Source organism: Actinomadura sp. (assembly GCF_044508335.1).
In the GTDB taxonomy this organism is placed as follows: Bacteria; Actinomycetota; Actinomycetes; order Streptosporangiales; family Streptosporangiaceae; genus Spirillospora.
Genome location: NZ_JBIQHY010000043.1, coordinates 33,765 through 47,586, shown reverse-complemented (window position 1 = coordinate 47,586; position 13,822 = coordinate 33,765). Strand labels below are relative to the sequence as shown.

Here is a 13,822-nt window from a genome sequence, read left to right as displayed (position 1 = left end):
GCCTGCGTCGCGCGGGCATGCCCGCTCCGGGCGCAGAGCGCCCTCCGCGTGCCTGCCCGTGCCGGTCGCTTCGGTCTGCGCCACGGCTCAGGTCTGGTGCAAGAGGGTTCGAATCGTGCTCGTCCCGGGCGGCGTGGTGGGCCCGGGGGCGATTCTGGTGGGTGTGGTGACGCCCCGGCGGTTGTGGGCCGCCGGGGCGTCAGGGTGCGTCAGGCTGCGGTTTCCTCTACCTTGCCCGTCGCCTTGGTGTCGTCCAGGGCGGCGAGCTGGAAGTCGGCGCGCGGCTGCTCGACGGTGGCGAGGGAGACGGTCTCGCGCTTGAGGAACAGCGCGAGCGTCCAGTCGGCGACGACGCGCAGCTTGCGGTTGAAGGTCGGGACCTTCGCGCCGTGGTAGCTGCGGTGCATGAACCACGCCGGCCAGCCCTTGACCTTGAAGCCGTAGGTCTGGGCGACGCCCTTGTGCAGGCCGAGCCCGGCGACGGCGCCGATGTTGGCGTGCACGTACGGCTTCAGGTGCTTGCCGCGCAGCGACCGGACGATGTTGTCGCCGAGGAGCTTCGCCTGCCGGACCGCGTGCTGCGCGTTCGGCGGGCAGTACATGCCCTCCTGCGTCAGGTCCGGGATGGCGGCGTTGTCGCCGGCGGTGAACGCCCGCACCAGGCCCTCGATGGTGAGGTACTCGGTGCCCTTGACGCGGCCCCGCTCGTCCAGCGGCAGGTCGCCGTGCCGGACCACCGGCGACGGCTTGACGCCCGCGTTCCACACCAGCGTCCCGGCCGGGAAGCTGCTGCCGTCCGACAGCTCGATCTGGCCGTCGACCGCCGACTCCAGGTAGGTGTTCATCTTCACGGCGATGCCGCGGCCGCGCAGCTGCTCGGCGGTCCACTTGCCCATGTCGGGGCCGACCTCGGGCAGGATGCGGTCGGCGGCCTCGACGAGGATGAACCGCAGGTCCTGCGGGGTGACCTTGCGCATGTACTTGGTGGCGTCGCGGGTCATGTCCTCCAGCTCCGCGACCGCCTCCACGCCGGCGAACCCGCCGCCGACGAACACGAACGTCAGCGCCTTGCGGCGCACCGCGACGTCGTCCGTCGACTCGGCGATCTCCAGCTGCTCGAGGACGTGGTTGCGCAGGTGGATGGCCTCGCCGACGGTCTTGAGGCTGATGCCCTGCTCGGCGAGCCCGGGGATCGGCAGCAGCCGCGGCACCGCGCCGGCGGCCATGACCAGGTAGTCGTAGGAGATCCGCTCCGGGGGCCCGGACAGCGGCTGGACGATCGCCCAGCGCTCCTCGTGGTTCAGCTCGGTGACGCGCGCCTTGCGCACGGTGCACTTGGGCAGCACCCGGCGGAGCGGGACGACGACGTGCCGCGGGGAGATGTTCCCGGCGGCGGCCTCGGGAAGGAACGGCTGGTACGTCATGTACGAGTTGGGGTCAACGACGGTGACCTTGACCTCGCCGCGTCTCAGCTCTCGCTTCAGCTTCTTCTGCAGACGCAACGCGGTGTACATGCCCACATAGCCGCCACCCACGATGAGGATGTGGGGAGCGCCAGAGGTCTCCTCGGCGGTCCTGGCCATTGCGGCCCTCCAATGTCACGGTCGGCTTGTGAAGACATTCACAAGCTATCCGATGGGACGTGCCCTGCACCAACGAATAACCAGGGAAGAATGCGAGAACTTCCCGATCCGGCAAAGCGAGGTCCTGGATCGCGTGTGAAACCCGCCACTCCTTCTCAAATAATGGGATGGAACGGGTCAAAGCACACATGACGAAGGTCACAGGGAGGCCGGCGGGGCCGCCCGGCGGGCGGCCCCGCGAACCGCCCGTCGCACCCCCGGGAAAGCCCTATCGTTGGGGCCGACGAGGAAGGGGGCGCCGGAGGCGGACGCGCGCGGCCGATGAGCGGGACCGAGATGACGGCGGCCCGGCGGTCCGCGGGCTACGATCTCGCCCGGGAGCGTATCGATGATGAGCAGAGACCGGCGTCCGACGCCGACCGCGGCGGGTGCCGTCGCCCTCGCCCTCGCCGGGGCCCTGAGCGGCTGCGGGCTGATCGGGCCGCCGCAGAACAAGAGCGCCGAGCTGTCGGAGTGGTTCACCGTGACCAGCCCGGTCTTCCGCGATGGCGGAGACTTGCCCCCGCGGTACGGCTGCACGACGTACCCTGGCGGGCAAGGGAAGACCCCGCCGCTCCGGTGGTCGGGCACTCCGGCCGGGACCAAGTCGTTCGCGATCGTCGTGGACGACCCGGACGCGGTCGGCGGCGCCTACGTCCACTGGGTGATCGCGGGCATCGACGGCACGGTGAACGAGATCGTCGAAGGTGCCCGGCTGGACAGGACCGTCGAAGGGTTGACCACAGGCAAGAAGGCGGGCTACGCGCCACCGTGCCCGCCCAAGGGACAAGAGCATCGGTACCGGTTCACCATCTACGCGCTGGACGATCCGGCACCGTTCCAGAACGGCGCCGAACTGAAGGACTCGCTTCCCGCCATCGCCGAGCACACCATCGGGCGCGGGCGGATCACCGGGAACTTCGGCGGCGAGCAGGCGCGTTGACCGTGCAGCCTGGCGGCGCAGGGTCAGCGCGGACCCCTCGGGGGGCTGGAGCCGACAGGGGTGTGCGGATCGGCGAAGTTGGCCGATCGGTACACGCCGTGTGAGGGTAAATGTGCGCGAAGGGTGTGACAACGGTCATAGCGGTCGGACACAATCGGGCTGAGCCCCGGCGGCATCAGTCCGAGATGATCCGGACGCTTGCGACAATCGGGACGGACCCGCGGTCCACGCCGGCGACTCTCGCTGGGCCAAGGCATTGGGTGGTGGCATGACTTCTTACATCGTGGTCTTCGGCCTCATTGTGGTCGTCGTCCTGGTGGTCGTCCTCGTGGCCCTGGGCCTGCGGGCCAGCAGAGCCGGACGCGACGACGACGACTGGATGGACGACGAGCCGCAGAAGGCGCGCGGCCGCCGGGGAGTCCCGCCGCAGGAGCAGCTGGGCCACGACGACTACGGCCCCGGCTACAACGACGGGTACGACGAGGGCTACGACGGCGGCTACGACCGCGCGCCCGAGCCCGGGCCGGACCGCCGCGTCGCCGGCGGGCCGCTCGCCGCGCCCACCGCCGCCCCGTCCCCGCCGCCCCCCGCGCCCAGCGGCCAGGCGTCCGACGAGATGGAGGACGACGACTACTGGGCGACGATCACCTTCGACAAGCCCAAGTTCCCCTGGCAGCACGACCGCGACCACGAGGGCGAGCGCCCGGAGCCCGACCCCGCCGCCGACCCGCTGAACGCGCCCGGCCCGCCGCCCGAGCCGCAGCCCGCCGAGCAGCCCCAGCTGACCCAGCCGGTCTCGATGGGCGCCGACGGCACCGTCCTGAACGGCCTCGGCCACCCCGGCCGGCAGGGCGGCGGCACCGGCCCGCAGCAGATGCCCGCCCCGGGCGGGTTCCCGGGCGGTGCGCCGTTCGGCAGCGACCCCGGCGCGACGTCGCTCGACCCGGTCCCCGCCGACCTCGGCGGGCCGTCCTACGGCGGCCCGGGCGTGCCCGACCAGCCGGCGTACGGCGGGCAGGAGCCGCAGCCCGCGTACGGCGCCGCCGCCGACTACGGCCCCGGCGACCCGTCCTACGGCGGCCAGGACCAGTACGGCGCTCCCGAGCAGCCCTCGTACGGCTCCCGCGAGCCGTCCTACGGCGACTACGGCTCCGACCCGCTCGGCGGGCGCCCGGCCGCCGGGCCGCCCCCCGGCGGCCGCCAGGACTTCGACATGCCGCTCGGCCCCGGCGGCGGACGCGGCGGCGACCCGCGGGCGTCCGACCCGCTCGGGCTGCCCCTCGGCCGCCCCGACGAGCCGGCCGCCCCGCCCCCTCCCCCGGTGCCTCCGGCGCAGGCTCCGGCCGCCCCGGCCGCGCACGGCGGCTCCGGCGGCGGGTCCGACACCGACGGCCACAAGCTCCCGACGGTGGACGAGCTGCTCCAGCGCATCCAGTCCGACCGGCAGCGGTCGGCGGGCGCCGCGGCGTCGTCCGACTCGGGCGGCTCCTACGGCGGCGGCCCGCTGAACGACCCGCTCGGCGACCCGCTGAGCACCGGCTCCTACGGGACGAGCCCGCCCTCGGGCGGCACGGGCAACACCGGCCCATGGCCGTCCGGCGGGCAGGCCGGCGGGTACGACACGGGCATGGGGTCCGGCTACGACTCCGGCCTCGGCGCGCCGTCCGGCTACGGGCAGGGCCAGCAGCAGAGCGACGGCTACCCGACGGCCCCCGCCTACGGCGAGGCCACCCGCTACGACGACCCGCTGGGCGGCGGCGGCCACGACTCGTACGGCAGTTCCGGCGGCGTGTACGGCGACTTCAGCGGCAGCAGCTACAACGGCGGCGCCGACCCGCTGGCCGCGCCGCACGACCCGGGCGCGCAGGGCGGCTACGCCGACCCCAACGCCACTCAGGCGTACGGTTCCGGCTACTACGGCGGCGGAGCGCAGCAGCAGGGCGGCTACCCGGGCGGCCAGCAGAACGACCAGTACGGCAACCGCCAGCCCGCCGACGACTGGGAGAACTACCGCCGCTGAGCACGTCTCTCCGAAGGGCCCGCCGGATCCACCCGGCGGGCCCTTCGCCGGCTCTGCGAGCGTGTAATCGCGTGAAGCCGCGCTAGTCATGATTATATACACTCTGTGACTTCAAAGCCACGCAGTGTGTCCATCTTCCGGCGGGATCTGCTCGCCTCGTTCGTCGTCTTCCTCGTCGCGGTCCCGCTGTCGCTGGGCATCGCGGTCGCGTCCGGCGCCCCGGTCGCCGCGGGACTGGTCGCGGCGGCCGCCGGCGGCATCGTCGCCGGGCTGCTCGGCGGCTCGCCGCTCCAGGTCAGCGGGCCGGCCGCCGGGCTCACCGTGCTCGTGGCGGAGCTCGTGCAGACCTACGGCTGGCGCGCCACGTGCACGATCACCATGCTCGCCGGGCTGGTGCAGCTCGTCCTCGGCGCCGGACGGGTGGCGCGGGCCGCGCTCGCCGTGTCCCCCGCCGTCGTGCACGGGATGCTCGCCGGGGTCGGCGTCGTGATCGTCCTCGCGCAGGTGCACGTCGTCCTCGGCGGCAGCCCGCAGCAGTCCGCCGTCGCCAACCTGCGGGAGCTGCCCGGCCAGCTCGCGCGCCCGGCGCCGTGGCCGGCGCTGGTGGGCGGGCTGACCGTCCTGGTCCTGCTCGGCTGGTCGAGGCTGCCGCGCGGCGGGCGGCTGCGGCTCGTCCCGGGGCCGCTGCCCGCCGTCGCGCTCGCCACCGCCGCCGCCTGGGGCCTCGGCCTGCCGGTGCGGCACGTCGACCTGCCGGACTCGCCGCTGGACGCCTGGTCCGCCCCCGCCCTGCCGGCGGGCTCACCGCTCGGCATCGCCGGGGCCGTCGTGTCGATCGCGCTGGTGGCGGCCGTCGCGTCGCTGCTGTGCAGCGTGGCGGTCGACCGGATCCGCCCGGCCGGGACGCCGCCCGCCGACCTCGACCGGGAGCTGCGCGCCCAGGGTGCCGCGAACGCCGTGTCGGGGCTGCTCGGCGGGCTGCCGGTGGCCGGCGTGATCGTCCGCAGCACGGCCAACCTGGACGCGGGCGGGCGCACCCGGCTGTCCCCCGTCCTGCACGGCGTGTGGGTGCTCGGGCTCGCGCTGGCCTGCGCGCCGCTCGTCGAGCGCGTCCCGCTGTCGGCGCTCGCCGCGCTGCTGATCGTGCTCGGGCTGCGGCTGACCGACCTCGCCCGCGTCCGCGCCCTGCGGCGCCACCGGGAGGCGCCGGCGTACTTCGGCACCGTCGCCGGGGTCGTCCTGCTGGGGCTCGGCGAAGGCGTCCTGGCGGGCGTCGCGATCATGGCGGTGCTCGCGCTGCGGCGGCTGACGCGGCTGTCGGTCCGGATGGAGGAGCTCGTGCCGGTGCCGGGCGACGGGCCCGTCCCGCCCCGCCGGCACGTGGTCGTCGAGGGGACGTTCACCTTCCTCGGCGTCCCCCGGGTGACGCGCGCGCTGCGGGAGATCCCGGCCGGCTGCAGCGTCGACCTGGACCTCAATGTCGACTTCATGGACCACGCCGCGTTCGACGCGATCCACCAGTGGCGCCTCGCCCACGAACGCCAAGGGGGGAGGGTCGACATCGACGAGATTCATGAGGCTTGGTATGAAAGAGCCGTGACAGGCGATATGAGTCAGCCGCGGAAAACAGCCCCGCCTTCCCGCTGGTGGGCCCCCTGGGCGAACCGGCGGCGGCGGACCGAGGCTGAGCTCGACGCCCCGGAGACGTCCCCGGCCTCGGTGCTGCTGGACGGCGTCCGCGAGTACCACGGCAGCACGGCGAACCTCGTCCGGCCGATCATGGCCGAGCTGGCGATGGAGCAGAAGCCGCAGCACCTGTTCATCACCTGCGTGGACTCGCGGGTCGTGCCCAACATCATCACCGCCAGCGGCCCCGGCGACCTGTTCATCAACCGCAACGTCGGCGCCCTCGTCCCCCGGCACGGGACCCGGACGCCCGACGACTCGGTGTCGGCCACCGTCGAGTACGCCATCAACGTCCTCGACATCCGGACGATCACGATCTGCGGCCACTCCAATTGCGGCGCGATGGCCGCGCTCCTCGCGGGCGGCACGGAGGTCGAGCACCTGACCGGCCTGTCGCGCTGGCTGCGGCACGGCAACCACAGCCTCGCCCGCTTCCTGTCCACCGACCCGGACGGCTGGGACGAGCCGCCCCTCACCCGCCTCTGCAAGATCAACGTCATGCAGCAGCTCGACAACCTGCTGACCTACCCGTGGCTCCGGGAGCGCGTCGAGTCCGGCGAGATCGAACTGGTCGGCCTCTACCTGGACCTGTCCACCGCGACGGTCGAGGTCCTCGACCGCTCCACCGGGACTTTCGCCCGCGTCCCGGACGAGGTCCCGAACACCCGCACCCTCACCTGAGGGTGCGGGCCGTCCCCCCGCCTGGACGACCCGCACGCTCCCCGCCGATCCGCCGGGCCCCGGCGCCCGGCGGATCTGCTCGGTCAGCGGCCGACCAGCTGGTCGTCGCTCCGGTAGTCGCGCACGTACATCCCCGTCACCCGGCGCGCCCGGCGCGCGCGCCCGTCCTGCGCCGGGAGGAACAGCGCGTCGCGCCGGCTGGCGCGCGAGAAGTCCCACAGGTACACGAGGCCACCCAGCAGCCCGGCGAACGCGAGGGCCATGAACACGATGACGAACATCAGCACTCCTCTCCACGGGGCTCAGCACCCCGGCCCCGCCGTCGTCACCGATCAAGGCGATCAGCTCTTACCTGGACGGTAAGCGCCCCGTTTCATCCCGTCTGTGTCCCATGACCCGATTCGCCAGGGTCGCATGCCCCAGCGGAGGCGGAGAGGTAAGGCGCCGAGTCGGAGGCGCGTGCGGCCCGGGTACGCGATGCGCCTCTAGGCATCTCGTGCCGGAGGCCGGCGGCCGGGCTCGTAGCGCGCTGGATCGGGCGTTCAAGCCGGTGCTCGATGTGCCCTGAAAGTGCCCTGGGCGATCTCGCGCTCAGTCGCGCTCCTGGTCAGAGCGGCGGGGGGCGGACGAGTCGGCCTGTAAGCCGGGTTCTGTGCCCGCCGTCCCTTGCGGGGCGGCGGGTGACGGCCATCCATCTCGGACCGCCGTTGCCGACGGCCTCCAGCGGTCTACCCGCAGGCTCGGGCGGGCCGCCCTCGGGCACCTGCGCGGGGCCTCTTGCGGGGCCCCTTCTTGACCTTGCTCCGGGTGGGGTTTACCGAGCCGCCCACGTCACCGTGGGCGCTGGTGAGCTCTTACCTCACCGTTTCACCCTTACCACCGCGCGAGGCGGTGGCGGTCTGCTTTCTGTGGCACTTTCCCGCGGGTCACCCCGGGTCGGCGTTACCGACCACCCTGCCCTGTGGAGCCCGGACTTTCCTCGACGGGGATCGCTCCCCGACGCGGCCGTCCGGCCGGCTCGTCCGCCGTACACAGAAGGTTAGCGGGTCCGGCGGGGCGCTTGTTCCCCGGTCAGGGGAGGCCGGCCCACGCCTGCTCCAGGCGCGCTTCGGGGAGGGTGTGGTCTTCCATCTCACCGGAGAGGTAGCGGTCGTAGGCGGCCATGTCGAGGTGGCCGTGGCCGCAGAGGGCGGTGAGGATGACCTTGGGTTCGCCGGTCTCGGCGCAGCGGCGGGCCTCGGCGACGGCGGCGGCGAGGGCGTGGGTGGGTTCCGGGGCCGGGACGATGCCTTCCGTGCGGGCGAACAGGACGCCGGCCTCGAAGCATTCGCGCTGCAGTTTCGCCTCGGCCTCGAACAGGCCCAGGTCGTACATGTGGGAAAGGAGGGGCGCCATTCCGTGGTAGCGGAGGCCGCCGGCGTGGATGGGGTCGGGGACGAAGTCGTGCCCGAGCGTGTGCATTTTGAGGAGCGGGGTGAAACCGGCGGTGTCGCCGAAGTCGTAGGCGTAGTGGCCCCGGGTGAAGGACGGGCAGGCGGCGGGTTCCACGGCGCGGATGTCCGGGTTCATGCGGCCCGCCAGTTTCTCGCGGAGGAACGGGAAGAAAAGGCCGGCGAAGTTGGAGCCGCCGCCGGTGCAGCCCACGATCAGGTCCGGGGTGTCGCCGGCCAGGGCCAGCTGTTCCAGGGCTTCCTCGCCGATGACGGTCTGGTGCAGGAGGACGTGGTTCAGGACGCTGCCGAGCGCGTAGCGGGTGTCATCGGGGGCGGCGGATTCGACCGCCTCGGAAATCGCGATGCCCAGGGAGCCGGGTGAGTCGGGGGAATCCGCGAGGATTTTCGCGCCCGACGACGTCAGGGGTGAGGGGCTCGCGTGCACCTGCGCGCCGTACAGTTCCATCATCGAGCGGCGGTACGGCTTCTGGTCGTAGGAGGCGCGCACCATCCAGATCTCGCAGTCGATGGAGAACTGCGCGCAGGCGAAGGCCAGCGCGCTTCCCCATTGGCCCGCGCCCGTTTCGGTCGTCAGGCGGCGGATTCCCTGGCGCGCGTTGTAGTAGGCCTGCGGGACGGCCGTGTTCGGCTTGTGCGAGCCGACCGGCGAGACGCCCTCGTACTTGACGTAGATGCGGGCCGGTGTGCCGAGGGCGCGTTCGAGGCGGTGCGCCCGGATGAGCGGAGTCGGACGCCAGAGGCGGTAGACCTCGCGCACCTCTTCGGGGATGTCGATGTACCGGTCGCCGCTGACCTCCTGGGCGATCAGATCCATGGGGAACAGCGGCGCCAGGTCGTCCGGCCCGACCGGCTCACGCGTGCCGGGGTGCAGGGGCGGGGGCGGCGGCGCGGGCAGGTCCGGGACGACGTTGTACCAGCGGCTCGGGAGCTTCGACTCGTCCAGCAGGATCTTCGTGGTCACGGTCCCTCCCCAGGTCACTTATGGGGAGCGTAAGCGCCCGTGGGTCACGAGGGAAGGTGGTGGACGTCGTTGAAGCTGCGGAGGGTCGCAGGTCCGTCGGCGTACCAGTCGATGGACGACAGGGCCGCCACGTCCAGGTGCATCCGGTAGAGCGACGACATGGGCGCGCCCAAGGCGTCCTTGACCAGAAGCTTGATGGGCGTGACGTGCGATACCACCAGCACCGTCTGCTCGCGGTAGCGGACCTTGAGCTTGTCCAGTGCCGTGCGGACGCGGCGGGACACCTGGGTGAAGCTCTCCCCGCCGGGCGGCGAGGCGCCGGGGTCGGCGAGCCACGCCTTCATCTCGGCGGGCCACCCCTTGCCGACCTCGGCGAACGTGAGGCCCTCCCATTCGCCGAAGTCGGTCTCGCGGAGACCGTCCTCGACGCGGACGTCCAGGCCGGTGACGGCGGCGACCTCCGCCGCGGTGTCGCGGCAGCGGGAGAGGGGGGAGGTGACGATCGCGTCGAGGCCGCGGTCCTTGAGGGCGAGGGCGGCGGCGCGGGCCTGGGCGACGCCGTTCGCCGTCAGCGGCACGTCGCTGATCCCGGCGAAGCGCTTCTCGATCGAGAGGGGCGTCTCCCCGTGCCGCAGCAGGACCGTGGTCATCGGGGTGGACGACGGGGGGCGCGGCGGCGGCTCGGGCTCCCCCGGCGTCTCCTCGACCTTGCGGGTCCAGTGCTCGCCGCGCGCGGCGGCGTCCATCGCCTCGTTCGCCAGCCGGTCGGCGTGCGCGTTCCGGTTGCGCGGGACCCAGCCGTAGGACACCGAGCCCAGCCCGGACGCCAGCTCCCGCGCCTCCAGCGCCAGCGGGATCATGTCCGGGTGCTTGATCTTCCAGCGGCCGGACATCTGCTCCACGACGAGCTTGGAGTCCATCCGGACCTCGACGCGGGCGGACGGGTCGATCCCGGCGGCGGCCCGCAGCCCGGCGATCAGCCCCCGGTACTCGGCCACGTTGTTGGTGGCGTGCCCGATCGGCTCGGCGATCTCGGCGAGGACCTCGCCGGTCAGGGCGTCCCGGACGAGGGCCCCGTACCCGGCCGGGCCGGGGTTGCCGCGCGAGCCCCCGTCCGCCTCGACGATCAGCTTCCGGGCGCGGCCCGCGGCGGCTGCGCTCACAGGCCCGACTCGGGGGTGCGGACGAGGATGCGGCGGCATTCCTCGCAGCGGATGACCTCGTCCTCGGCGGCGGCCCGGATGTTGTTCAGGTCGACGGTGTTGAGCGCGAGGTGGCAGCCCTGGCACGCGCCCCGGTACAGCTTGGCCGCGCCCACGCCGCCGAACTGGCCGCGCAGCTTCTCGTAGAGGGCGAGCAGGTCGTCCGGGATGTCCTTGGCGACGGCGGTGCGCGCGGCGCTGGTCGTCCCGGCCTCCTCGTCGATCTCCCGCCGGGCGGCGTCGCGGCGCTCGGTGAGCGCGGCCAGCTCCTCCTGCGCGGCCGCCTGGTCGGCGCGGATCGCGGCGACCCTGCCCTCGGCCTCCTCGGTCCGCTCCATGATCTCCAGCACGACCTCCTCCAGGTCGGACTGGCGGCGGTGCAGCGACTCGATCTCCGCCTGCAGGCTGGACAGGTCCTTCGCGGACGTCACCTGCCCGGTGTCGAGCCGCTTCTGGTCGCGTTCGGCGCGGGTGCGGACCTGGTCGACGTCCTGCTCGGCCTTCTTCTGCTCCCGCTGCAGGTCGCCGACCTCGGTCTCGGCCGCGACGAGCGCGTCGCGCAGCTCGGTGAGACGCCCCTCCAGCCGCTCGATCTCCGCCAGCTCGGGCAGCGTGCGGCGGCGGTGCGCCAGCCGGTCCAGCGAGCTGTCGAGTTCCTGCAGGTCGATCAGGCGAAGCTGGGCTTGCGGTGCGGCTTTCACAATGCTCCTTCTGCGTGGAGGCGCCACGCGTCGGTGACGAGCGTGGACACCCGTGTCTCCAACTTGCCCGCTTCCGGGGAGGACGCGGCCAGCCGGCGTTCGGCGTCGGCCAGCCAGGGCCACTCGGTCGCCCAGTGCGCGGCGTCCACCAGGGCCGGGCCGCCGTGCTCGGCGAACTCCGACGCGGGGTGGTGCCGCAGATCGGCGGTGAGGTAGGCGTCGACACCCGCGGACCGCGCGGTGTCGAGGAGGGAGTCGCCCGCGCCGCCGCAGACGGCGACGGTGCGGACGACGGCGCCGGGGTCGCCGGCGGCGCGGACGCCCCAGGCGGTGGGCGGCAGCCCGGCGGCGGCCCGCTCGGTGAACTCCCGCAGCGTGACGGGCTCGTCCAGCTCCCCGATGCGGCCGAGCCCGCGGCGCGGATCGTCGTCGGCGGGGACCATCGGGCGCAGCTCGCCGGTGAGGCCGACGGCCCGCGCCAGCGCGTCCGAGACGCCGGGATCGGCCCGGTCTGCGTTGGTGTGCGCGGTGTGCAGCGCGATCCCGTTCGTGATCATCCGGTGGACGAGCCGGCCCTTCGGGGTGGTGGCGGCGACCGAGTGCACCCCGCGCAGCAGCAGCGGATGGTGCGTGACCACCAGGTCGGCGCCCCACTCCAGCGCCTCGTCGACCACGGCGGCGACCGGGTCGACGGCGAACAGGACCCGCCCGACCTCCTGGTCGGGGTCGCCGCAGACGAGCCCGACCGCGTCCCAGGGCTCCGCCCACGCGGGCGGGTACAGCTCCTCCAGAACCGTGATGACATGGGATAGGCGCACGTCCCGCAGGCTACCGCGCCGAGCCGCCGCAACCGAGCCGCCGAGCGTCACCACGGGACGCCTGGGTCTGTAACGATATGGGACGGGGACAGTGCACGATCGAGAAGGGAACGCCATGCCGGCTGACGCCGCCGCGGAACCTGAGCCCACCGGGCCCGCCGAGCCCAAGGCCGAACGCCCGTACATGCCCGGCTACGGCATCGTCGGGCCGGACGAGGGCAGCGGCCTGCTGCCGTGGTCCTGGGCCGAGGAACGGCTGCGGGCGGCGCGCAACTTCTGGGTGTGCACCGTCCGGCCGGACGGACGCCCGCACGCCATGCCCGTGTGGGGCGCGTGGTCGGGCGAGGCGCTGCTGTTCAGCAGCTCCGTCCCGTCCCGCAAGATGGTGAACCTGCGGGCGAACCCGCAGGTCGTGGTGACCACCGAGGAGGCGGAGAACCCGGTGGTCATCGAGGGGCGCGCGGAGATCCTCACCGACCAGAAGGAGCTCCAGCGGTTCATCGACCTGGTCAACTCCAAGTACGCCACCCGCTATCGTGTCGACTTCCTGGACCCGGAGGTGAACGCCACCGTCGCGGTGCGCCCACAGTCGGTGTTCGGGCTCCGCCAGGGAGATTTCACCGGTTCTCCCACCCGGTGGTCGTTCGTAACCTGAATGTCCGCCGGGATCAATCTGGAGACTCATCGCGTTGGAGTCTGTGTGAAATCACCCTTTCGGCGCCGCAAGCGCGTCAAGGGCCGTCCGATGGGCAACCGCCCGGAGGCGGCCGAACCGGAGATCGTCGAATGGCCCCGCGAGGGGACCGGCAGGTCGTCGCTGATGGGCGCCATCCGCGGCGACGGCGAGACCGGGGCCGGCTTCGGCGGCGGCATGTTCGAGGACCTGGCGTCGGCGTTCGAGGGCTCCAAGAAGGTCAAGGTCGAGGAGCAGGAGCGGCAGCGGCTGCTGCGCCAGGACGACCACGAGCAGGCCGGGGACGGCGCCGCGCGGGACGACCTGGACTCCGGCAAGATCCGGATCCGGCGCACCCCGCCCACCGAATAGTGTCCGTTTTATATCGAACATAGGTTCGAATCGGCGTTATCCTGCCCTCGTGAGCACCTACGTTCCGCCCGGCTGGCCCTCGCAGGTGCATCCACCGGGCACCGACCGTTTCGAGGACACCGCCCTCGGCTGGCTGCTCGAGCTCGTCCCGCCCGAGTACCGCCGCTACGGCGTCCTGCGCCGCTACCCCATCGCCCTCGCCCGGATGGCCCGCCAGCACGTCGCCGCGTCCGTCGAGGCGGCCCGCGAGGGCTTCCGCACGGCCCGCGTCGACCTCGGCGACCTCGTCCCGCCGCACGGCGTCGACTCCGTCCTGGACGCCTACCGCCGCGAGGGCGCCCGCCTCGTCGCCGTCCTGCGCGCCGTGGAGCTGGTCGAGACGGCCCTGCGCGGCCTCGCCGACCCCGACGACCCCGCCCACCGCCGCCCCTTCACCCCCAAGCTTTGATGATCCCGTTGACTCGCTGTCGCGACGTGCGCAAGCCTTTGAGTCGATCCTGACGGGAGGCGGGTTCCGGTGAGCACACCACCCGGGTGGTACCCGGATCCAGAGTGGATGGGCCGCGAACGCTACTGGGACGGACAAACCTGGACCACCCACTCACGCCGCTACGAATCCCGCACCCGCCGCCGCCCCGCACCCCCGCCGGCAGCGCACCCAGCACCCGCCGAACCCGCGCCGGGTTCCC

The 13,822-nt window shown here is 73.0% G+C and carries 13 protein-coding genes and 1 other RNA gene; 7 read left to right on the top strand and 7 right to left on the bottom strand.

Annotation, left to right across the window (positions count from 1 at the left end):
* Positions 1 to 209: 209 nt before the first annotated feature.
* Positions 210 to 1,583: an NAD(P)/FAD-dependent oxidoreductase gene (locus tag ACIWVC_RS17100; RefSeq protein WP_396448619.1), complete on the bottom strand. Its 1,374-nt coding sequence runs from the start codon at positions 1,581 to 1,583 to the stop codon at positions 210 to 212.
* Between the two features lie 391 nt (positions 1,584 to 1,974).
* Here ACIWVC_RS17100 and ACIWVC_RS17095 point away from each other — a divergent pair, with 391 nt between their 5' ends.
* The 3 genes from ACIWVC_RS17095 to ACIWVC_RS17085 all read left to right on the top strand — a co-directional run bounded on the left by ACIWVC_RS17095 (position 1,975) and on the right by ACIWVC_RS17085 (position 6,952).
* On the top strand, positions 1,975 to 2,565 hold the full coding sequence (locus tag ACIWVC_RS17095; protein ID WP_396448618.1) for a YbhB/YbcL family Raf kinase inhibitor-like protein: 591 nt from the start codon (positions 1,975 to 1,977) through the stop codon (positions 2,563 to 2,565).
* Between the two features lie 268 nt (positions 2,566 to 2,833).
* The gene (locus ACIWVC_RS17090) at positions 2,834 to 4,585 is read left to right on the top strand and encodes a hypothetical protein (RefSeq protein ID WP_396454308.1); all 1,752 of its coding nucleotides are present in this window, start codon (positions 2,834 to 2,836) and stop codon (positions 4,583 to 4,585) included.
* 126 nt (positions 4,586 to 4,711) lie between these two features.
* Complete coding sequence (locus tag ACIWVC_RS17085; protein WP_396454307.1) at positions 4,712 to 6,952, top strand: SulP family inorganic anion transporter; 2,241 nt, start codon at positions 4,712 to 4,714, stop codon at positions 6,950 to 6,952.
* An 83-nt stretch (positions 6,953 to 7,035) separates the two neighbouring features.
* On the opposite strand, the gene ACIWVC_RS17080 is transcribed toward ACIWVC_RS17085, so the two are convergent.
* The 6 genes from ACIWVC_RS17080 to ACIWVC_RS17055 form a co-directional block, all read right to left on the bottom strand.
* Positions 7,036 to 7,233 carry a hypothetical protein gene (locus ACIWVC_RS17080; protein WP_396448616.1) on the bottom strand — a complete coding sequence of 66 codons (198 nt, stop codon included), beginning with the start codon at positions 7,231 to 7,233 and terminating at the stop codon, positions 7,036 to 7,038.
* 342 nt (positions 7,234 to 7,575) lie between these two features.
* Positions 7,576 to 7,973: RNase P RNA component class A (rnpB, locus tag ACIWVC_RS17075), an RNA gene on the bottom strand.
* Positions 7,974 to 8,023: 50 nt separating this feature from the next.
* Positions 8,024 to 9,367 (bottom strand): TrpB-like pyridoxal phosphate-dependent enzyme, encoded by a 1,344-nt coding sequence (locus ACIWVC_RS17070; protein ID WP_396448615.1) that lies wholly within the window; start codon positions 9,365 to 9,367, stop codon positions 8,024 to 8,026.
* A 44-nt stretch (positions 9,368 to 9,411) separates the two neighbouring features.
* Positions 9,412 to 10,530 (bottom strand): bifunctional RNase H/acid phosphatase, encoded by a 1,119-nt coding sequence (locus ACIWVC_RS17065; RefSeq protein WP_396448614.1) that lies wholly within the window; start codon positions 10,528 to 10,530, stop codon positions 9,412 to 9,414.
* Entirely contained in the window at positions 10,527 to 11,270 is a 744-nt protein-coding gene (locus ACIWVC_RS17060) for a zinc ribbon domain-containing protein (RefSeq protein WP_396454306.1), read from the bottom strand. Before ACIWVC_RS17060 ends, ACIWVC_RS17065 begins: the two co-directional genes overlap by 4 nt.
* On the bottom strand, positions 11,267 to 12,088 hold the full coding sequence (locus tag ACIWVC_RS17055; protein WP_396448612.1) for a Nif3-like dinuclear metal center hexameric protein: 822 nt from the start codon (positions 12,086 to 12,088) through the stop codon (positions 11,267 to 11,269). Before ACIWVC_RS17055 ends, ACIWVC_RS17060 begins: the two co-directional genes overlap by 4 nt.
* A gap of 115 nt (positions 12,089 to 12,203) precedes the next feature.
* Between ACIWVC_RS17055 and ACIWVC_RS17050 the strand changes: the two genes are divergently transcribed.
* The 4 genes from ACIWVC_RS17050 to ACIWVC_RS17035 form a co-directional block, all read left to right on the top strand.
* Positions 12,204 to 12,743: a pyridoxamine 5'-phosphate oxidase family protein gene (locus tag ACIWVC_RS17050; protein WP_396448611.1), complete on the top strand. Its 540-nt coding sequence runs from the start codon at positions 12,204 to 12,206 to the stop codon at positions 12,741 to 12,743.
* Positions 12,744 to 12,788: 45 nt separating this feature from the next.
* Positions 12,789 to 13,133 (top strand): DUF6191 domain-containing protein, encoded by a 345-nt coding sequence (locus ACIWVC_RS17045; RefSeq protein WP_396448610.1) that lies wholly within the window; start codon positions 12,789 to 12,791, stop codon positions 13,131 to 13,133.
* Positions 13,134 to 13,182: 49 nt separating this feature from the next.
* A complete protein-coding gene (locus tag ACIWVC_RS17040) occupies positions 13,183 to 13,581 on the top strand; it encodes a hypothetical protein (RefSeq protein ID WP_396448609.1) in 399 nt (132 codons plus the stop codon).
* A gap of 69 nt (positions 13,582 to 13,650) precedes the next feature.
* Positions 13,651 to 13,822: DUF2510 domain-containing protein (locus tag ACIWVC_RS17035; RefSeq protein ID WP_396448620.1), on the top strand; the 172-nt coding region annotated here is incomplete at its 3' end.

What these genes read in the sequence shown, in the direction of transcription:
- ACIWVC_RS17090 (WP_396454308.1), top strand. Translation starts at nt 2,834, where the DNA reads ATGACTTCTTACATCGTGGTCTTCGGCCTCATTGTGGTCGTCGTCCTG.
- ACIWVC_RS17050 (WP_396448611.1), top strand. Translation starts at nt 12,204, where the DNA reads ATGCCGGCTGACGCCGCCGCGGAACCTGAGCCCACCGGGCCCGCCGAG.
- ACIWVC_RS17080 (WP_396448616.1), bottom strand. Translation starts at nt 7,233, where the DNA reads ATGTTCGTCATCGTGTTCATGGCCCTCGCGTTCGCCGGGCTGCTGGGT.
- ACIWVC_RS17095 (WP_396448618.1), top strand. Translation starts at nt 1,975, where the DNA reads ATGAGCAGAGACCGGCGTCCGACGCCGACCGCGGCGGGTGCCGTCGCC.
- ACIWVC_RS17100 (WP_396448619.1), bottom strand. Translation starts at nt 1,583, where the DNA reads ATGGCCAGGACCGCCGAGGAGACCTCTGGCGCTCCCCACATCCTCATC.